The organism is Brachybacterium sp. p3-SID1565 (genome assembly GCF_025143785.1).
GTDB lineage: Bacteria > Actinomycetota > Actinomycetes > Actinomycetales > Dermabacteraceae > Brachybacterium > Brachybacterium epidermidis.
Genome location: NZ_JAMBDS010000020.1, coordinates 20,050 through 38,634 on the forward strand (window position 1 = coordinate 20,050; position 18,585 = coordinate 38,634).

Consider the following 18,585-nt stretch of genomic DNA (forward strand, 5'->3'; position numbering starts at 1 on the left):
CAGAAGCTCACACCACGGTCAGCAGTTCCGGACCCTCGGCCGTCATCACCAGGGTGTGCTCGAACTGGGCGGTGAAGGAGCGGTCCTTGGTCACCACGGTCCAGCCGTCGTCCCACTGCTCCCACTCCTGCGCACCGATGGTCACCATGGGCTCCACCGTGAAGGTCATGCCCTCGGCGATCTCGTCGTCGAACATGGGCGCGGAGTCGTAGTGGGGGATCACCAGGCCGTTGTGGAAGCCCTCGGCCACGCCGTGGCCCGTGAAGTCACGCACCGACTCGTAGCCGAAGCGGCCCACGTACTTCTCGATCACCCGTCCGATCACGTTGACCTGCCGGCCGATCTTCGCCGCCCGGATGCCGCGCATCATCGCCTCGTGGCTGCGCTCGACGAGCTCCTCGATGCGCGGATCCACGTCTCCCACCAGGAAGGTGGCGTTGGTGTCGCCGTGCACGCCGTGGATGTAGGCGGTGACGTCCACGTTGAGGATGTCCCCGTCCTGCATCACGGTGGAGTCAGGGATGCCGTGGCAGATCACCTCGTTGAGACTGGTGCAGCAGGACTTCTGGAAGCCCAGGTAGCCCAGCGTCGAGGGGTAGGCACCCTCCGTGACGAGCACGTCGTGCACGACAGCGTCGATCGCGTCGGTGGTGACCCCGGGGGAGGCGGCTTCGCCGGCGGCCTGCAGCGCGAGGGCGGCGATCCGGGACGCCTCTCGCATCCGCTCGATCACATCGGCGCTCTGCACCTTCGGGCCGGAGTCCGAGACTGCCTCGTCCTTGTCGACGTACTCCGGCCTCTCGATGTGTGCCGGAACGGCTCGACGGGGGCCGATGGTGCCGGGCATCAGTGGGGCGCGGCCTTCGGGACGGATCCAACCCTGCTCTACAGTCATGGGTGCAAGTCTCTCACCGACGAGGAGAGGAGTCCGCCGTGGCCGGATCCGCCGAGTACTACTACAACCTCACCAACGGCACCGTGGAGGAGGGGCGGCAGTCGCACGGCAGCGAGCTGATGGGCCCCTACGCCTCCCGTGAGGAGGCGCAGCGCGCTCTCGACAGCGCCGCCGCGCGCAACGAGAAGTGGGAGGACGAGGACGAGAAGTGGGAGGAGTGGGGCGAGCCCCCTGACGAGGGCGTGAGCCCGGAGGCGCGCTGACGCCTCTGTCCAGCGGGGTGTGCGCCCCTCACTCGAACGAGTGCTCCGCGGCGGGGTACGAGCGGGAGGTGACCTCCTCGCGGTACTCCGCCGCTGCACGCTGCAGCTCCGCCCGCAGGTTCGCGAACCTCTTCACGAAGCGTCCCTCGAAGCCCGACAGCCCCGCCATGTCCTGCCACACCAGGACCTGGCCGTCGCAGTCCGGCCCGGCACCGATGCCGATCGTGGGCACGGCGAGCACCTCGGTGATCCGGGCGGAGACGGCAGCGGGCACGAGCTCGAGCACGATCGCCGAAGCGCCCGCCTCCTGCAGGGCCAGGGCGTCCTCGGCGAGGCTGTCCGCAGCGGCCTGATCGCGCCCCTGAACCCGGTGACCCGAGAGCGCGTTGACCGACTGCGGGGTGAAGCCGAGGTGCCCCATCACAGGGATCCCGCAGTCCACCAGTGCCCGCACGTGCTCGGTGAAGGCCTGCCCGCCCTCGAGCTTGACCATCTCCGCGCCCGCGCGGACCAGATCCACGCCGTGCCGCACGGCATCGGCCGGTCCCGTCTGGTAGGTGCCGAAGGCGAGGTCGGCGACGATCAGGGGGCGATGCACGCTGCGCGCCACGGCGCCGGTGAACGTGACCATGTCCTGGTGCGTGGTGGCGGTGGTGGACTCGTGGCCCAGCACGGTGGTGCCCACGGAGTCACCCACCAGCAGCACATCGATCCCTGCCGCTTCGAACACCCGCGCCGTGAACTGGTCATACGAGGTGAGCATGGTGAAGGGCCTGCCGCGCCCCTTGGCGTCCTGCAGGTGACGGATGCGCACTTTCGCGGGGCCGACGGTTCCGCTGCCGGAAGCGGTGGTCATGGGGAGCTCCTGGGGGATCGGAGGACTGATCTGCTGGCCCTGCGCGTCGCCGGTTCGCGGCGCCGGGGGACCTCCAGCCTACGTCCAGCACGGTGCCCGAGCCCCGTCGGCGGGGGCCGATGCGCGGCGGCGACGATGCGGGACCCCGTGACTGTGGCAGTCTGGCGACGGGGCCGCGAGGGCGAGCCCCGGTACAGAGGGAGGGACTGACCGATGTCGAGCACCATGCGTGGAACCATCCGCAGCGTCGCACAGCGTGCGATCCGAGGCACTGCCGTCGGGCTGGGCGGCCTGGCCCTTGCCGTGGGGGCTGTGGCCTGCAGCGGCGATGAGGATCCTGCTGCGCCGACCACCGAGGAGCAGCCTGCGCAGCAGGAGCAGCCCGCCGAGGTGGAGACCACCGGGGAGGAGACGACGGAGGAGTCCTCCAAGGACTCGGCTGCCAGCGACGGTGGTGGAGACACCGCGGGCGAGGCGAACCTGGACGGCGCCAAGGAGCGCTTCGTCGAGTTCCTCCAGGTCGTCGACGACGGCGACTACGAGGCTGCCTGCGGTTTCACCCTCGATCCGACCACCGGGGAACCGCCCGCCGGTGAGACACTCCAGCAGTGCGCCGACAGCCTCGAGGCGGAGATCGGTGCGAACGGCTCGATCCAGCCGGGCACCTTCGACGCCGTCGAGCCGGCGATGCTGCAGGCCGAGGAGAACGCTGACGGCGCCGTCACGGTGATCATGGGCGGGGAGCCCTTCCCGCTGCCCATGGTCGAGCACACCGACGGGCAGTGGTACTTCCACATCGAGCTGTGAGGCTCGCTGGGGAGCGTGTTCCCCAGCGAACCTGACGCGCCCTGCCGCAGCTCCGCGTCCGCGCCGGGCCGGGATCCGAGCGGCGTCCCGGCCCGGTGCGGCACACTGGCGACATGGAACATTTCCACGACGACGTCATCCGCCAGGTCGCCGAGCGGGATGTGCGCTTCATCCGCCTGTGGTTCTGCGACATCGCCGGCACCCTGAAGTCCATCGCGATCTCCCCGGCGGATCTGGAGACCGCGTTCACCGAGGGCATCGGCATCGACGGCTCCACCATCGAGGGCCTCACCCGCAGCTACGAGTCCGACATGATCCTGCGCCCGGATCCGGGCACCTTCGAGGTGCTGGCCTGGCGGGGTGACTCCGATGCATCCGCGCGCATGATGTGCGACGTGCTCACGCCCGACGGCGAGCCGGCCGCCTCGGACCCGCGTCGCGTGCTGAAGGAGGCCCTGAGCTCCGCCGAGCAACAGGGCCTGGAACTCTACGCGCACCCCGAGATCGAGTTCTACCTGTTCCAGGAGCCCTACGAGCCGGGCAGCCAGCTGCGCCCCATCGACAATGCCGGCTACTTCGACCACGTCCACCGCGGTCAGGGCCAGGACTTCCGCCGCACGGCGATCCAGAACCTGGAGGCCATGAACATCCAGGTCGAGTTCTCCCACCACGAGAACGGGCCGGGGCAGAACGAGATCGACCTGCGCTATGCCGACGCGCTGACCACCGCCGACAACATCGTCACCCTGCGCACCGTGGTCAAGGAGGTGGCCCTGTCCATGGGACAGGTGGCCACCTTCATGCCCAAGCCGATGATCGACCAGCCCGGCTCGGGGATGCACACCCACCTGTCGCTGTTCCAGGGCGGCAAGAATGCCTTCCACGAGCCCGGTGCCGAGTACGGCCTCTCACGCATGGGACGGCAGTTCATCGCGGGGCTGCTGAAGCACGCCCCGGAGTACTGCGCGGTCACCAACCAGTGGGTGAACTCGTACAAGAGGCTGTGGGGCGCGCAGGAGGCCCCGAGCTACGTGTGCTGGGGGCACAACAACCGCTCCGCCCTGGTGCGCGTCCCCTTCCACAAGCCCACCAAGGGCACCAGCTCCCGGGTGGAGTTCCGCGGCGCCGACTCCGCCACCAATCCCTACCTCGCCTTCGCGGTGCTGCTGGCCGCGGGAATGGCCGGCATCGAGGGCAAGTACGAGCTGCCCGAGGGTGCGGAGGACGCGGTGTGGGAGCTGACGGAGAACGAGCGCCGCTCCATGGGGATCGAGCCGCTGCCGACGGACCTGTTCCGGGCGCTGGAGAGCTTCGAGTCCTCGGAGCTGATGGCGCGCACCCTCGGTGAGCAGGTCTTCGAGTTCTTCCTGCGGGACAAGCGCAACGAGTGGCACCGCTACCGGGAGCAGGTCACCGAGTACGAGCTGGCCTCCACCTTCGGCCGGATCTGAGCGGGTGCAGCGATGAGTGAGCCGCCCACCACCACCGGCGCCCTGGCGCGACTGGGATTCAGCCGCACCGATCGGGTGCAGCGCTTCCTGTCCGAACCCGCGCTGTCGGGCCTCGCGGAGGGAGCGGCGGGGACCATCGGCGCCACGGCGGACGGCGACGACGCCGTACTGGGACTTCTCAGGCTGGCCGAGGCCGCACAGAAGTCAGGACACCACGAGCTCATGCAGCAGTTCCTCGGCCAGGTGGGGGAGCCGGGCAGCCCCGGAACGCGCCTGGTGACGCTGCTGGGCACCTCGATCGCCCTGGGGGACTTCCTGGCGCGGCACCCCGAGCAGCTCGCCTTCCTGCAGGAGAGGCAGGACGCCCTGGCGGTCCCGGTGGGATCGGTGCGGGAGGACCTGCTGCGCGCTGTCCAGGCGGATCCGAGCGATGACGTCCCGGTGGCGGGAGCGACCGGGAGGGAGGCCCGGGACGCCCTGCGCGTCGCCTACCACGCGCGACTGGTGCAGATCGCGGCCGCCGATGTCAGCGCGGAGGATGCCACACAGGTGCAGCCTGCCGTGTCCCGAGCGCTCGCGGACCTCGCCGATGCCGCGCTCGATGCCGGGGTCGCGGTGGCACGGGCCGCCGTCGACGGGCACCGGGCGGTGCGCTGGACGGTGATCGCCATGGGCAAGACGGGCGCACGGGAGCTCAACTACATCTCGGACGTCGACGTCATGCACGTGATCGCCCCCGCCGCGGATGCCGATCAGGACGTGGACGAGGACGAGCTGGTGCGCATCGGCTCCGCGCTGGCCCGCGAACTGGCGCGGGTGTGCTCGGACCGCACCGCCGAGGGCACCCTGTGGCAGGTGGACGCCAACCTGCGGCCCGAGGGCAAGGACGGCCCCCTGGTGCGCACCCTGGACTCCTACCGCCGCTACTACGACAAGTGGGCGGAGTCCTGGGAGTTCCAGGCTCTGCTCAAGGCCAGGCCCGCCGCCGGCGACCGTGCACTGGGGGAGGACTTCGCCTCCATGGTGGCGCCCTGGGTGTGGAAGGCCTCGCAGCGGGACGGCTTCGTGGAGGACACCCGGGCGATGCGCCGCCGCGTGGTCGCCCACATCCCCCGCTCCGAGGTCGAGCGGAACATCAAGCTGGGCCCGGGAGGGCTGCGGGACGTCGAGTTCACGGTCCAGCTGCTGCAGATGGTCCACGGCCGCACGGATGACGACATCCACGCCCGCTCGACCCTGGAGGCACTGGCGCGTCTCGGCGAGGGAGGCTACATCTCCCGCGGCCACGTCGCCGAACTGGACGAGGCCTACCGCTTCCTGCGCAGCATCGAGCACCGCATGCAGCTGCACCGACTTCGTCGCACCCAGGTGATGCCCACCTCCGAGGGTGATGTCAGGCGCCTGGCACGCACGATGGGGCTCGGCGCCGAGGAGTTCACGGCGCGCTACGACCGCACCCGGCGCCGGGTGCGGCAGCTGCATGAGGAGATCTTCTACCGTCCCCTGCTGGTGACGGCCTCGCAGCTGAGCGACGGGCAGATCCGGCTCAGCCCGGAGGACGCGCAGGCCCGACTGGCGGCCATCGGCTACCGGGACCCGGGCCGGGCCCTGGCCCACATCGAGGCCCTCACCGAGGGGATCTCGCGCCGTGCCTCGATCCAGCGGCAGCTGCTGCCAGCGATGCTCGAGTGGTTCGCCAGCGGCATCGATCCGGACCTGGGGCTGCTGGCCTTCCGGCGGCTCTCGGACGAGATCGGTTCGGCGCACTGGTACCTGGGCCTGCTGCGCGACTCCGGTGTGGCCGCCAAGCGACTGACGCGCGTGCTGGCCGGCAGCCGCTTCGTCGGCGAGCAGCTCGAGCAGATCCCCGAGGCCGTGCGCTGGCTGGCAAGGGACGAGGATCTCATGCCCCTGGACCGGGACGTGCTGGGGCGGGAGTTCCTGGCCGTCATCACCCGCGTCCAGTCGGTGGAGGAGGCGCAGGACCTGCTGCGCCGCACGCGCCGGCGGGAGCTGCTGCGGATCGCACTGGCACACCTGGTGGGCCTGATCGAGCCGATGGAGGTGGCCCGAGCGCTCACCGACCTGGCCGAGGCCGTGCTCGAGGCAGGCCTGCTGGTGGCGTACCACGCCGTGGCCAAGGAGCGCGAGGTGATCGGAGAGAGCACGGATCCGCTCGATGTCGAGGGCGACCCCGGCGGGGAGGGCGAGGTCGACGAGAGCACTGCGCACGAACTGCGTGAGCGGCGCTCGGACCCGGCCCGAGCGCTGGGCGTGGAGATGACGATCCTGGCGATGGGCAGCTTCGGGGCCCGCGAAATGGGCTACTCCTCCGATGCGGACGTGCAGTTCATCGCGGTGGATCGCGGTGCGGGGGAGGAGACAGGGCAGATCGCGGTCGCGATCGCCAGCCAGGTCCAGCACATCCTCAACGCCCCCGCAGCCGGCGCCGACATGAAGGTCAACGCCGATCTGCGCCCCGAGGGGCGCAACGGGCTGCTGGCGCGCAGCCTGGAGGGCTGGACCGAGTACTACCGGCGCGACGCGCTCACCTGGGAGAAGCAGGCCCTGCTGCGTGCCCGCCCGGTGGTGGCCTCCGAAGCCCTGGCCGCACAGCTCACCGAGGAGCTGGATCGCCATCGCTACCCGACCGACGGGCTCGACCCCGCCCGGCGACGGGAGATCTCCCGGATGAAGGCGCGGATCGAGTCCGAACGGCTCCCCCGCGGGGCGGATCCCTCCCGCCACCTGAAGCTGGGCCGAGGCGGGATGACCGACGTGGAGTGGACCGCCCAGGTGCTCGCCCTCGAGCACGCAGATGAACACGAGCAGCTGCGCCGCACCGACACCCTGGGGGTGCTGCGCGCCGCCTCGGAGACAGGACTGCTGTCCGACCGGGAGATGCGCGAGCTCGCTGACGCGTGGACGCTGGCCTGGCAGGTGCGCCGGGGACTGTTCCTGTGGAAGGGCCGGGAGGGCGCGGTGCTGCCCTCGGACCGCATCGAGCTGCGGGCGCTGGCCCACCTGATCGACGGGGACGCCGGCTCGGCCTCGGAGCTGGAGGAGCGCTACCTGCGTCAGACCCGTCGCGCGCGCCACATCGTCGAGCGCGTCGTGTTCGGCATCTGAGCCGGAACGCCCCGGTCACGGCGTACCCTGGGGCGCGTCCCCGCCGCCTGTGCGCGGTGAGAGCCCGCCCGTTTGATGCATTCGTCCGCCCGAGGAGCCATGACCAGCCCTAAGCTCAGCGCCGACACGTCGCGCGGCCGCATGTACCGACTCGAGCCCGACGGGCCCCTGATGTACCCCTCGATCACCACGGTGGCGGGGATGCGGGCCAAGGATCATCTGCAGGGCTGGTACGCCACCATGGCCTCGAAGCGGGCGTTGGAGATGTATGCCTGGCTGGACCGCAACCCCGATCGCGCCCCAGCGGAGATCGCTCGGGTCTCCCGCGACAGGTGGGGCACCCAGAAGCGCATCGCCGCTGCGGCCGAGGAGTACACCCGCAGCGCAGCCGACTTCGGCACCTTCGTCCACTCCCTGTGCGAACTGTGGGGCACCAGCGGTTCCCGGCCGCCCCGCGCGACGATGACGGAGGTCGCCGCCCAGCAGCGGGAGGCCTCCGGAGCCTTCGCCGCCGAGCGGGACCTTGACTCCCTGCTGGGGCGGGCCGACCAGCGCCTGGACGGGTACGGCGCGTTCCTGGAGGACTTCCAGCCGGAGTTCATCGAGGTCGAGCAGACGGTCGTCAACCACACCGTCGGCTATGCGGGGACCACCGATGCCATCGTCAAGGTGGGCGGGTCGCTCCTGAGCGCTGACATCAAGACCTCCAAGAAGGTACGCGGCGACTACGCGCTGCAGGGGGTCGCCGTGGTGCGCGCCGAGCAGCTGCTGGACGACGACGGCACCACCCGGGAGATGCCCGAGCTGACCGGCGCGTTCATCGTGCACCTGCCCGAGGGCGGTGGCTACAGTGCGGTGCCGCTGCGCACCGGGGACGCAGAGTTCGAGGTGTTCCGCTCCCTGCGGCGCTCGTGGTCCTTCGAGCCCGAGGACTGCGCCCTGCAGAAGGCGCAGGACCCGAAGTCACTGCTGCTGTCCCTGCTGCGCACCAAGGACGGGCTCGACGGCCTGGTCTGAGCGGCCCTCTCCCTCGCTCACCGGCTGGCCTTCCTCGCGGGAGACCACGCCATTCCCTGCTGGCCGACGCGCCGTGGTTGCGCCACCTCTTGACCTGGCATTGAACAGGTGTTTAGAGTATTGAACATGGGTTCAACGACGGAGCTGACTGCCCGATCCCGCATCCTCCAGGCCGCCGTGCGTCGCTTCGCGATGGACGGCCTGCACGCGGGCCTGCGCACCGTCGCGGCCGACGCGGGCGTGACCGCGGGCCTGATCATCCACCACTTCGGCTCCCGTGACGGCCTGCTGACCGCGTGCGACCACGAGGTACTCCAGCTCACCCGCGCCAGCAAGACCGCCGTGATGACCGGCGGCGCGGGGGAGATGCTCACGCAGATGGCGCAGGCCGAGCAGTACGCCCCGGCCGTGGGCTACGTGCTGCGCCGGCTCCAGGCCGGTGGCCCCATGGCCGCCCAGCTGGTGGCCGACTTCGTCGCTGATTCGGTCGCGTATCTGGCCGATGGGGAGAAGGCCGGGGTGATCCGTCCCAGCCGGGACCCCGAGGCCCGGGCCCGCCTGCTTACCGAGATGGCCCTCGGCGCACTGCTGCTGCAGATGCCCGCCCAGAAGGAGCACCTCGACGTCGAGGAGCTGCCCCGGTGGATGGGGGAGTACTCCGCGCGGATCATCGACCCCTACCTCGAGCTGTTCACCGAGCCCCTGCTCACCGATTCCTCGATGCTCGAGGCCTATCGGGCCCAGAGCTCCGACCCGCAGGAGACATCATGACCACGGATCACACCCCTGCACCGGCCGATGCGGCCATCACCATCCGTGACCTGGTGAAGACCTTCGGCCGCACACGGGCCCTGGACGGCTTCACCCTCACCGCGCCCACCGGACAGGTCACCGGGTTCCTGGGCCCCAACGGAGCCGGGAAGTCCACCACCATCCGGATCCTGCTGGGACTGCTCCAGGCCACCTCCGGCCAGGCCCGCATCCTCGGCATGGACCCCTGGACGGACGCGGTCGTGGTGCACCGGCGCATCGCCTACGTTCCCGGGGACACCAACCTGTGGCCGAACCTCACCGGCGGGGAGGCCATCGACGTGCTGATGGGTCCCGCCCCGGGAGGGGACGCCCGCAGGCGCCGCGCAGAATTGCTGGAACGGTTCGAACTCGATCCCACCAAGCGCTGCCGCACGTACTCCAAGGGCAACCGGCAGAAGGTGTCCCTGGTCGCTGCCCTTGCCCGGGACGTGGACCTCTACCTGATGGACGAACCCACCTCCGGACTGGACCCCCTGATGGAAGCCATCTTCACCCAGGAGGTGCGGGCCCTGCGCGACCAGGGCCGCACCGTGTTGCTGTCCAGCCACATCCTGGCCGAGGTGGAGAAGGTGTGCGACCGCGTCACCATCATCCGCGCCGGCCGCGACGTGGAGACCGGCACCCTGGCGCAGCTGCGCCACCTCACCCGCTCCACGGTCGCCGCGAACCTGACCTCGGATCCCTCGCCCCTGCGAGACCTCGATGGCGTGCACGACCTCCACGTGGACGGTGCCCGGCTGCGCTTCGACGTGGACGACACCGCCGTGGCCGGGGTGCTCCCGGTGCTCACCCGCATGGGAGTGAGCGGACTGACCATCACCCCACCGTCCCTGGAAGACCTGTTCCTGCGGCACTACGGGGATGCGTCGTGAAGGGCACCGGGTACCTCCTGCGGCTCTACGCACGCACGGTGCGCCGGCAGATGCTGATCTGGGTGCTCGCCTTCCTGCTGCTGGTGCCGGCCTCGGTGGTCGCGATCAAGGAGGCCTACCCGGACTCCGCCGCACTGCAGGCCCGAGCCCAGCTGCTGGACAACCCCGCAGCGGTGATGATGACAGGGCCCATGTTCGACCAGGACCACTACACCCTGTGGGCGATGGTCGCCAACGAACTGGCCCTGTACCTGTACCTGCCGGCCGCGATCATGGGCATCCTGCTGATGGTGCGCCTGACCCGCGCGGAGGAGGAGTCCGGGCGGTTGGAGATGGTGCGATCCCTGCCCGTCGGCCGCCACGCCCCCGCCGTCGCCGCCCTGGTGGTGGTCGCCGCCGCGAGTGCAGCCGTCGGTGCCGCCGCGAGCGCCGGGGTGCTGTTCACCGGGGGAGCGGTGCCCGACTCGATCGCCCTCGGTTCCGCGACCGCCCTGAGCGGCCTGCTGTTCGGCGCGATCGCCGCGGTGGCCGCCCAGATCACCGAGCACGCCGGGACCGCCTCCGGCATGGCACTCGGAGCCCTCGCGGTCGCCTTCATGGTGCGCGGGCTCGGAGACGTGATCGATCGCCAGGGATCCTGGTTGTCCTGGTTCTCGCCACTGGCCTGGGCCCAGCAGACCCGCGCCTACGTGGATCTGCGCTGGTGGCCGCTCGTACTGAGCCTCGGTGTCGCAGCATTGCTGCTCGCCTCTGCCATGACCCTGGCACACCGGCGGGACCTCGGGGCAGGCCTGCGCAGCGCCTCTGCGGGACGTGCCGATGCCTCGCGGGGGCTGGTGAGGCCGCAGGGCCTGGCGAACCGGCTGCTGCGCGGCTCCTTCACCGCCTGGCTGATCGGGCTGCTGCTGTTCGCGGTGGCCTTCGGGATGCTCGCCACCTCGCTGGAGGACATGATCTCAGAGATGCCCATGGTGCAGGACTGGATCCCACTGGATCTGGACGACATGGTGCGCTCCTTCGCCGCCGTGATCCTCACCTTCCTCACCCTGGGCCCGGTGGGCCTGATCGTGAGCGGCGTGATGCGCCTGCGCACCGAGGAGACCTCCGGCCGGCTCGGCGGGATGATCCTCGGCGGTCGATCCCGGCAGAGGGCCGCCCTGGGGTGGCTCGGTCTGCTGGCCGCGTGGTGCTTCCCGATGCAGGGGATCCTCGGCCTCGGGGTGGGCGTGGGCATCTGGACCGCGACCGAGGACGCCGCCTGGGTGCCCGAGATGGCGTTGGCGTCCCTCGCCTACCTGCCCGCGATCGCCCTGTGCGGAGCGATCGCCTTCGCGCTGTACGGCATCGAAGCGCGCCTGGCACCCCTGGCGTGGATCGTGGTGATCTGGGCATCGGTCGTGGCGTTCCTGGGCGGCCTGCTGGGCCTGCCGGACTGGCTGCTGGGCCTGTCCCCACTGCACCACGTGCCGCTGGTGCCCTCCGCGCAGGTCGAGGCGGTGCCCCTGGTGGTGATGTCCCTGCTGGCGGTGGTGCTGGTGGCAGTGGGCCTGTGGGGCCTGCGCCGCCGGGACCTGGCAGGCGGCTGACCTCGCCGACACCCGACACGCGATCCCCGACCCTCAGCCGGCCTCCGGTGCCTTCTCGCTCATAGCGCAGATCTGGAACGAGGCGCCGGTGGGATCGGCGACCGTGGCGATCCGCCCGAACGGCGAGTCGATCGGACCGTCCAGCAACGATCCGCCGAGCTCTCGGATGCGCTCGACGGCGGCATCGCACGCCTCGACGGCGAAGTAGATCCGCCATCCGCCCTCGCCCTCGGGCATCACACCCGTGGCATCGCCCAGGCCCCAGGTCGCCGTGTCCTGGGCACCATTGGTGACGTAGCGGAAGGAGTCGTCCTCCATCTCCTCCGTCATCGGCACCAGCTGTGCATCCAGCACCTCGGTGTAGAAACGGGCGGCGGGCTCGAAGTCGTGCGTCATCACCTCGAACCACACCGGTGAGCCGGTGGCGCCGGTGAACTCGTAGCCCTCGGTCTGACCGGCCTGCCACAGGCCGACGGTGTTTCCGGCGGGATCCAGGAGCACGGCGTGGCGCCCGGCCTGCCCGGCATCGGTGGCGGGCACGATCACGTGAGCCCCGGCGGCGAGGGCGCGCTCGACCCGGGCGTCGATGTCGTCGACCGCCAGGAACACGCTCCACTCGCTGGTCAGCGGCTGGCCGTCCGGGCAGGTCATGCCGGAGACGTCCATCGCCCCGGCCACCAGGGCACCGCCGTTGCGGACCGTGTGGTAGTGGTGGTACTCCTCTCCCGCGTTCTCGAACTCCCAGCCGAACAGCTCGGTGTAGAAGGCCTGGGCTGCCCTGAGATCGGTGGAGCCGAGGTCGAGCCAGGTGGTGGTGCCGGTGGGTCGTGACATGGTTCCTCCAGAGGAGCGGGACCGGGATGCCCGGTGCGTGGGTTCCGTCGGTCTCGACCGTAGACGGGGCACGGCCCGCATGTTTGTCCGATCCTGCGCTGCACCGGAACCGAACCGGGTGCGGATCGCACGGTCGCGACCTCATGCCCGAGCTCATGCGCGGCACAGGCTCGGCAGGGCCGAGAGCAGCGGCACCCCGAGGCCACCCCGGTCGCTGAAGTGCAGGGTGAGGTCGCCGGGGGCGTGCAGCGGCAGCGGGTGCGCGGCGACGACGGGACGCTCGGGGGCGAGGTGATAGAGGACGTCGGCACGGGAGGGGATCGCGAAGCCGAGCAGCCACGGTGCTGCCGGGCACAGAGGAACACTCAGCCTCCTCTCGCCGCGCACCAGGATCCCGGCGGCCGGCAGACCGATGGGAGCAGGCTGCGGGTACCAGCCCACCCACACCAAGGCATCGCCACGCTCCTCCACCGCTGCCGGCAGGTCCAGGTGCACCCGGACGGCCCGCGCATCCGCACCGGGAAGCGCGAAGGGCGCGGGCTCACGGTCGGCCACCCGATCGGCGAGTCGGCGCAGCTGGCCCGGGGGCACGCCCACCGTCTCCCTGAAGCGCCTGCTGAAACTGGACAGGGAGTCGAACCCCACCGCCGTGGCCACGTCCACGACGGGCTCCGAGTCGCCGAGCAGCAACCGCTTGGCCGCATCGATCCGCAGCGCCGTGAGGTACTGGCCCGGGCCGATCCCCAGCCGTGCCGTGAACAGGCGCGAGAAGTGGAAGGGGCTGTAGCCCGCCTGATCGGCCAGATCCGTCGCGGTGAGGGTGGGGGCCGCGGACCGCGCCAGCTCGAGGACGGAGGCCAGGGCCGGGCCGTCCAGAGGACCCGTTGCCCCTGGCAGATGCGCGGCCGCCACTCGGTGCATGGGCGGAGGTCGATCCATGGCAGCCTGCTGGTCCCTCGTCATCGTTGCCTCCGGGGTGCTCCTCGCCCTCCGCGGTCTGCGCTGGACAGCATGCCGCACACTGCCCGGCTTGTACATGGCTGCAGCCGTGCTGCACGTCGAGGGCCCGCCGCGCTCGTGGACGGACGTGCCGTACGAGCGGGGCGGGCCCTCGTGAAGTGCGCGCGACCGGTCGGGTCAGGCGCTCACCGGGTGCGAGCGGCTCAGATGTCGTAGGTCTGCTTGAGTAGCGCATACTGCGAGGTCGGAGAGGCTTAAGGTCGAGCCGTGCAACTAACGTGCAATAGCATTGGTGCGGCGGGCTCCGGGGAGTCGGCGCCTTCTATTGGCTTCACCAGAGTTGGGACTGATGCACGATCAGGTGTCAGCTTGGTTTAGGCCGCCAGGGTGACGGTCGGGTTCATGATGGTCTCGTATTCGATGGGGGTCAATCGGCCCAGGCGGGCCTGACGCGGGCGGCGGTGGTAGGTCCGTTCGATCCAGGTAATGATCGCGATCCGGAGTTCCTCACGGGTGCGCCAACGGCGCCGGTCCAGGACGTTCTTCTGGAGTAGCGCGAAGAAGGATTCCATTGCCGCGTTATCACCGGCAGCACCGACTTGGCCCATGGATCCGATGAGGTGATGCTGGTTCAGGGCGTGGACGAACTTCCGGGATCGAAACTGCGACCCGCGGTCTCCCCGCGTGCGGCGGTCCGCCGGACGCCGTAGATGTGCGCGACCTCGCAGTTCCAAGTTCCTCCTTCGGCATGGGCGCGAGGCGGCGGCGCTCGATGAGCTCGAGCACGGCACCCGATGGCCCGTCGAAGTAGACCGAATGCGCGTCCCAGCTGGCCGCGAAGGTGAACTCCGTCTGACCGTCGCGGTCGAGGATCCGGGCTCCCCGCTCCCGCAGCCAGACGACCGCCTCGTCGAACGAGCCCGTGGGGATGGTGAATGCCCGACCTGGCCGATCACCTGCGTCAGCGAGGTCGGCCTGGCGCTGCCGGACGTGGCGGCGTTCCGGGAACGGTTCCAGCGCGAGGCCGGTGTCGACTGGTTCGGCGAACCGCCGGCGGAAGGATTCGCCGCCGTGGGCGACGATCACGGTCTGCTGATCCTGGTCGCGGAAGGGCGTCCATGGCTGCCCACGCGCGACCGCGTGGCCACCGCAGCGCCGGTCTCGATTGCTGCACGGACTCCGCGGGCGTGCACGGTGAGTGAAGGCGTGTTCCACGTGACCACGGTGGCCGACTGACGCCTGGGGCGGCAGTCGACTGGGCGAGAGGCAACCGGCGTCTCGTCGGAGGTCGAGGGCGGCGGCCACCTGGGTGATGAGTTCGGCGGCGACCCGCGTACGCGTTGATCCGCCGAAGTGATGTGGTCGACCTCCCTCTGTGTAATGGGTTTTGACCCTCTATGCATTAGCGCGTTACGATGCGGGCGTGAAGACGACGTGGAGCTGGCTGGGCGACCACCTGGCCGTCGACTTCGCGAACACGGTGTTCGTGGTCGACGGAGAGGTGGTGGAACTGCTGACCGACGTCGACGCCCTTCAGGCCTGGCGTGACGCCGAGCCCGTGGAGCTGCCGGAGGCGCGTGTCGATGCGGACGATCTCACCGGCCTCGTCGCCCTGCGCGACGCGGCGGGCCGCCTGCTGCGCGCGGCGGCGCGGGCCGAGTCGCTCCCCGAGCCGGACGTACGCCGGATCAACGAAGCCGTCCGCGTGGGCGGCGTGACGCGCCTGCTGACCGGCGACATCGGTGCCAGTCGCTTGGACGCGGGGTCAGGGGTGCCGGCGCTCGCCGGCGTACTGGCCGCCGCCGTCGTCGACCTGCTGGCGCGCGAAGACCTCGCGAACCTCGCCGAGTGCGTCGCGCCGGGCTGCGGCCAGCTCTTCCACCGTTCACGTCCCAACCAGCGGTGGTGCAGCCCCGGCTGCGGCAACCGCGCCCGCGTCGACCGACATCGCCATCGCCGAAGGAGCACGACATGACCCGAACCGTCACGATCATCGGCGCCGCGTCCAGCGCGGCGGCCTACGGCCCCGGTCAGGAAGAGGCCCCACGTGCCCTCCGAGAAGCCGGACTCGTCGACACCCTTCGCCGCGCCGGTGTGGCCGTGGAGGATCGCGGTGACGTCGTCCACGAGGTGTTCGGTGAGGACCCCGACAGCCCCGAGGCGCGCAACCCCGGGGTGGTCGCGCGCGTCGCCCGTGCGGTGGCCGCCGAGGTGGCCACGGCCGTGGCCGAACCCGGCGACGTCGCACTGGTCCTCGGCGGCGACTGCACCGTCGAACTCGGCACCGTCGCAGGGGCCCGGGCCGCGGGGCGGGTCGGGCTTGTGTACATCGACCTCGACCACGACCTCAACACGCCGGCGAGCGCCGAGGGTGCCCTGGACTGGATGGGCACCGCCCACCTGCTGGGCCTTCCGGGCTGCGTCCCCGAGCTCGTCGAGATCGGAGGGGGTGCACCCTTCCTGGAGCCCGACCAGCTCTTCTACGTGGCCGCCGACAACGCGACCCCGGCGGAGCGGCGTACGCTCGACGATCTCGGCCTGGCCGTTGCGCCGCTCGCCGACTGTGTCGCAGACCCGGCGGCGGTCATCGAGCGCGTGGCCGCGTGGGCGGAGCCGTTTGACCGCGTCCTCGTCCACGTCGACACCGACGTTCTGGACCAGCGTGCCTTCCCGATCGCGGAGAACACGCGACAGCGCTCGGGCCTCGGGATCGACACGCTCGCCGCACTGGTGGCCGGCTTCGGGCGCCTGCCCGCGTTCGCCGCCCTCACGGTGTGTGAGATCAATCCCAGCCATGCCCGGGACCTGCCCGCGCAACTGGGACGGGTCGTGGATCTGGTCGCAACGGCGGTGACGCCGGGGTGAGCGGTGATCGCGGACAGGGACGGTCTCAGTGGTCGGGCGGAGGGGTATCGAGGATGGATCCCGGTCATGAGGCGGACCGAGTCGAGCACGGTGATCGTCATGAGCGGGACCGCCAGGTGTACTGACCGGAGACGTTGATCGATTGGGGCGCCTGCGTGCGTTCCCTTGGGCTCGTCATGATGTCGCGGACTCGCTGCCGAGCCAGGCCGCCAGGGCGTTCTCGGTTGCTTGTAGTTGTCGGCGGCGTTCGCTGATCTCGGTGAGGCGTTCGACCAGGCGGCCTCGAGTCACGTCGCAACACAGGTCGGGAGCGCCGCGACGCAGAGTCCCGGCACGTGGTCGCGATGGTCGTGGACGGGCTGGGCTTCGAGACCTGGTGGGTGATGGCCCACAACAGTGACGGCACGCGTCGGCGTACCGAGGTGGAACAGCGGGGTGCCGAGGACGTGGCCAGGGCTGTCGACAAGGAGGCCGCGTCGTGGCGCGTGGGACTGATCGTGCCGTCGTCACCGTTGACTCGATAGCTGAGGACGCCACGAGCGTCTATGGACGGGTACGCATCGAGGCGATAGCACCCGACGCCACCCACGTCGGAGCAACCACGATGGTGACGCAGTGCTTCCGATTCACAGTCGACAGAGGACCCGCACCTGAGACGCAACAGACCTGGCGACCGTTCTCCGCGGTGGAGTGCTGATGGGACTGCCGCACGTTCAGGTGACAGTTCGGGTGTCAGGCCGCGAGAGCGACCGGGTTCATGATGGTCTCGTATTCGATGGGGGTCAATCGGCCCAGGCGGGCCTGCCTCCGGCGTCGGTGGTAGGTGCGTTCGATCCAGGTGGGGGCACCTCCCGCTTGCGGGGGAATGATCGCGATCCGCAGCTCTTCTCGAGTCCGCCAGCGCTTGCGGTCCAGGACGTTCTTCTGGAGCAGTGCGAAGAAGGACTCCATCGCGGCGTTGTCCCCGGCAGCACCGACTTTCCCCATCGATCCGATGAGGTGATGACGGTTCAGGGCGTGCACGAAGCTCCGCGCTTGAAACTGGGATCCTCGGTCCGAATGCACGATGCAACCAGCCACGTCGCCACGCCGGGATACTGCGTTTTCCAGGGCGTTCACGGCGAGGCGGGCCTTCATCCGGTCGCTGATCGAGTAGCCGGCGATCCGGCCGGAGAACACGTCCTTGAATCGGCCCAGGTTCTCTGCCGCTACTTTGCGGGTTCGGGTTCCCGGGTGAGGGCCTCGTTGTGCAGCGTCTCGAACTCTATCGGGGTGAGCATCCCGAGGGAGCCGTGGACGCGGTGGTTGTTGTACCAGTCGACCCAGCCGGCGGTCGCGAACTCGACGTCCGCGAGGGTCCGGTAGGGGCCGGTGTGGAAGACGGTGGTGCGGATGCACTCGGTCTTGTAGAGCCCGTTGATCGTCTCCATCAGCGCGTTGTCCAAGGCGTCGCCGACGGTCCCGATCGACGGGGCGATGCCCTCGAGGGCGAGGTGCTCGGTCAGTCGAATGGCGGTGTACTGAGTCCCAGCGTCGCTGTGATGGATCAAGTTCCCTGGTGAGACCGGGTTTCCTTCCCTCTCGCGGTGCCACAGCGCGATGCGCAGCGGGGTCATGACCAGGTCGACCTGCTTCGAGGTGGAGGCGTGCCAGCCCACGATTCGCTGGGCGAAGACGTCGACGACGAACGCGACGTAGACGAACCCTGCCCAGGTGCGGACGTAGGTGAAGTCGGTGACCCAGACCCGGTTCGGAGCAGGGGCGGTGAAGTCCCGATTCAGCAGGTCACCGGCCCGTTTCCCGTCCGGGCCGGGGATCGTGGTGCGGACCTTCTTGACGCGCCGGACGCCCTCGAGTCCGAGGGTCCGCATCGCGCGATCCACCGCGCCGCGAGAGGTGCCGGCCAGGTCTTCCTGGCGGCGGAGCAGCGCGACCCACTTCCTACGTCCGTAGAGTCCCTCGGGCGTCATCTGGACGTTCCCGGTGGCGGGGTTGATGGTCCAGGCGAGGTCGCGGATCTTGTCCTCGACCAGGGCGTCTGTGACGGTGCGGGCCGCGATGCTGGCCGGATTCTTCCAGGCCCGGTAGGTGCGTGCAGCGATCGTCAGGCCCTGCTGACGCAGGACGCGGAGGATCGGCTCGACTGCATAGCCCTCGGCTCTCATCTCGTCGATGAACGCGCAGATCAGCGGTTGCGGGGTGGGGGCACCTCCCGCTTGCGGGGGACGAGCTCCCCG

General features: G+C 70.1%; 16 protein-coding genes and 3 pseudogenes. 12 read left to right on the top strand and 7 right to left on the bottom strand.

Annotated features, from left to right (window positions below; all coding sequences use genetic code 11):
* Positions 1–7 precede the first annotated feature (7 nt).
* Positions 8–895: a type I methionyl aminopeptidase gene (map, locus tag M4D54_RS06635; RefSeq protein WP_193865884.1), complete on the bottom strand. Its 888-nt coding sequence runs from the start codon at positions 893–895 to the stop codon at positions 8–10.
* A gap of 38 nt (positions 896–933) precedes the next feature.
* On the opposite strand from map, the gene M4D54_RS06640 reads away from it, so the two are divergent.
* Complete coding sequence (locus M4D54_RS06640) at positions 934–1,158, top strand: SPOR domain-containing protein (RefSeq protein WP_193865883.1); 225 nt, start codon at positions 934–936, stop codon at positions 1,156–1,158.
* 28 nt (positions 1,159–1,186) lie between these two features.
* On the opposite strand, the gene panB is transcribed toward M4D54_RS06640, so the two are convergent.
* Positions 1,187–2,014, bottom strand: coding sequence for a 3-methyl-2-oxobutanoate hydroxymethyltransferase (gene panB / locus M4D54_RS06645; protein ID WP_193865882.1), 828 nt, complete (start codon positions 2,012–2,014; stop codon positions 1,187–1,189).
* Positions 2,015–2,239: 225 nt separating this feature from the next.
* Here panB and M4D54_RS06650 point away from each other — a divergent pair, with 225 nt between their 5' ends.
* From M4D54_RS06650 to M4D54_RS06680, 7 genes are all read left to right on the top strand, one after another.
* On the top strand, positions 2,240–2,821 hold the full coding sequence (locus tag M4D54_RS06650; RefSeq protein WP_193865881.1) for a hypothetical protein: 582 nt from the start codon (positions 2,240–2,242) through the stop codon (positions 2,819–2,821).
* Positions 2,822–2,934: 113 nt separating this feature from the next.
* Positions 2,935–4,272, top strand: a complete 1,338-nt coding sequence (locus M4D54_RS06655) for a glutamine synthetase family protein (RefSeq protein WP_259789060.1) — start codon at positions 2,935–2,937, stop codon at positions 4,270–4,272.
* Positions 4,273–4,284: 12 nt separating this feature from the next.
* The gene (locus tag M4D54_RS06660) at positions 4,285–7,401 is read left to right on the top strand and encodes a bifunctional [glutamine synthetase] adenylyltransferase/[glutamine synthetase]-adenylyl-L-tyrosine phosphorylase (protein WP_259890751.1); all 3,117 of its coding nucleotides are present in this window, start codon (positions 4,285–4,287) and stop codon (positions 7,399–7,401) included.
* A gap of 99 nt (positions 7,402–7,500) precedes the next feature.
* Positions 7,501–8,418 (top strand): PD-(D/E)XK nuclease family protein, encoded by a 918-nt coding sequence (locus M4D54_RS06665; RefSeq protein WP_259890752.1) that lies wholly within the window; start codon positions 7,501–7,503, stop codon positions 8,416–8,418.
* 126 nt (positions 8,419–8,544) lie between these two features.
* Positions 8,545–9,189, top strand: coding sequence for a TetR/AcrR family transcriptional regulator (locus tag M4D54_RS06670; protein WP_259890753.1), 645 nt, complete (start codon positions 8,545–8,547; stop codon positions 9,187–9,189).
* The gene (locus M4D54_RS06675) at positions 9,186–10,103 is read left to right on the top strand and encodes an ABC transporter ATP-binding protein (RefSeq protein ID WP_259890754.1); all 918 of its coding nucleotides are present in this window, start codon (positions 9,186–9,188) and stop codon (positions 10,101–10,103) included. The genes M4D54_RS06670 and M4D54_RS06675 overlap by 4 nt, the downstream gene beginning before the upstream one ends.
* Positions 10,100–11,689: an ABC transporter permease gene (locus M4D54_RS06680; protein WP_259890755.1), complete on the top strand. Its 1,590-nt coding sequence runs from the start codon at positions 10,100–10,102 to the stop codon at positions 11,687–11,689. Before M4D54_RS06675 ends, M4D54_RS06680 begins: the two co-directional genes overlap by 4 nt.
* Before the next feature lie 33 nt (positions 11,690–11,722).
* On the opposite strand, the gene M4D54_RS06685 is transcribed toward M4D54_RS06680, so the two are convergent.
* From M4D54_RS06685 to M4D54_RS06695, 3 genes and pseudogenes are all read right to left on the bottom strand, one after another.
* Positions 11,723–12,523: a VOC family protein gene (locus tag M4D54_RS06685; RefSeq protein ID WP_259890756.1), complete on the bottom strand. Its 801-nt coding sequence runs from the start codon at positions 12,521–12,523 to the stop codon at positions 11,723–11,725.
* A gap of 153 nt (positions 12,524–12,676) precedes the next feature.
* Complete coding sequence (locus tag M4D54_RS06690) at positions 12,677–13,462, bottom strand: helix-turn-helix transcriptional regulator (protein ID WP_259890757.1); 786 nt, start codon at positions 13,460–13,462, stop codon at positions 12,677–12,679.
* A 395-nt stretch (positions 13,463–13,857) separates the two neighbouring features.
* Positions 13,858–14,199 (bottom strand): annotated as a pseudogene (locus tag M4D54_RS06695) (integrase core domain-containing protein); the annotation flags it as partial.
* Here M4D54_RS06695 and M4D54_RS06700 point away from each other — a divergent pair.
* From M4D54_RS06700 to M4D54_RS06715, 4 genes are all read left to right on the top strand, one after another.
* On the top strand, positions 14,168–14,719 hold the full coding sequence (locus tag M4D54_RS06700) for a hypothetical protein (RefSeq protein ID WP_259890766.1): 552 nt from the start codon (positions 14,168–14,170) through the stop codon (positions 14,717–14,719). The pseudogene M4D54_RS06695 and the gene M4D54_RS06700 sit on opposite strands and share 32 nt — an antisense overlap.
* A 187-nt stretch (positions 14,720–14,906) precedes the next feature.
* On the top strand, positions 14,907–15,458 hold the full coding sequence (locus M4D54_RS06705) for an ABATE domain-containing protein (RefSeq protein ID WP_221844866.1): 552 nt from the start codon (positions 14,907–14,909) through the stop codon (positions 15,456–15,458).
* Positions 15,455–16,348, top strand: coding sequence for an arginase family protein (locus M4D54_RS06710; protein ID WP_259890758.1), 894 nt, complete (start codon positions 15,455–15,457; stop codon positions 16,346–16,348). Before M4D54_RS06705 ends, M4D54_RS06710 begins: the two co-directional genes overlap by 4 nt.
* Before the next feature lie 335 nt (positions 16,349–16,683).
* The gene (locus tag M4D54_RS06715) at positions 16,684–16,872 is read left to right on the top strand and encodes a hypothetical protein (RefSeq protein ID WP_259890759.1); all 189 of its coding nucleotides are present in this window, start codon (positions 16,684–16,686) and stop codon (positions 16,870–16,872) included.
* A gap of 208 nt (positions 16,873–17,080) precedes the next feature.
* Here the strand turns inward: M4D54_RS06715 and M4D54_RS06720 are convergent.
* Positions 17,081–17,533, bottom strand: a pseudogene (locus M4D54_RS06720) (transposase); the annotation flags it as partial.
* A 23-nt stretch (positions 17,534–17,556) separates the two neighbouring features.
* Positions 17,557–18,561 (bottom strand): annotated as a pseudogene (locus M4D54_RS06725) (IS3 family transposase); the annotation flags it as partial.
* Positions 18,562–18,585 lie beyond the last annotated feature (24 nt).

What these genes read in the sequence shown, in the direction of transcription:
- M4D54_RS06710 (WP_259890758.1), top strand. Translation starts at nt 15,455, where the DNA reads ATGACCCGAACCGTCACGATCATCGGCGCCGCGTCCAGCGCGGCGGCC.
- map (WP_193865884.1), bottom strand. Translation starts at nt 895, where the DNA reads ATGACTGTAGAGCAGGGTTGGATCCGTCCCGAAGGCCGCGCCCCACTG.
- M4D54_RS06690 (WP_259890757.1), bottom strand. Translation starts at nt 13,462, where the DNA reads ATGGATCGACCTCCGCCCATGCACCGAGTGGCGGCCGCGCATCTGCCA.
- M4D54_RS06650 (WP_193865881.1), top strand. Translation starts at nt 2,240, where the DNA reads ATGCGTGGAACCATCCGCAGCGTCGCACAGCGTGCGATCCGAGGCACT.
- M4D54_RS06685 (WP_259890756.1), bottom strand. Translation starts at nt 12,523, where the DNA reads ATGTCACGACCCACCGGCACCACCACCTGGCTCGACCTCGGCTCCACC.
- M4D54_RS06660 (WP_259890751.1), top strand. Translation starts at nt 4,285, where the DNA reads ATGAGTGAGCCGCCCACCACCACCGGCGCCCTGGCGCGACTGGGATTC.
- M4D54_RS06665 (WP_259890752.1), top strand. Translation starts at nt 7,501, where the DNA reads ATGACCAGCCCTAAGCTCAGCGCCGACACGTCGCGCGGCCGCATGTAC.
- M4D54_RS06670 (WP_259890753.1), top strand. Translation starts at nt 8,545, where the DNA reads ATGGGTTCAACGACGGAGCTGACTGCCCGATCCCGCATCCTCCAGGCC.
- panB (WP_193865882.1), bottom strand. Translation starts at nt 2,014, where the DNA reads ATGACCACCGCTTCCGGCAGCGGAACCGTCGGCCCCGCGAAAGTGCGC.
- M4D54_RS06655 (WP_259789060.1), top strand. Translation starts at nt 2,935, where the DNA reads ATGGAACATTTCCACGACGACGTCATCCGCCAGGTCGCCGAGCGGGAT.
- M4D54_RS06675 (WP_259890754.1), top strand. Translation starts at nt 9,186, where the DNA reads ATGACCACGGATCACACCCCTGCACCGGCCGATGCGGCCATCACCATC.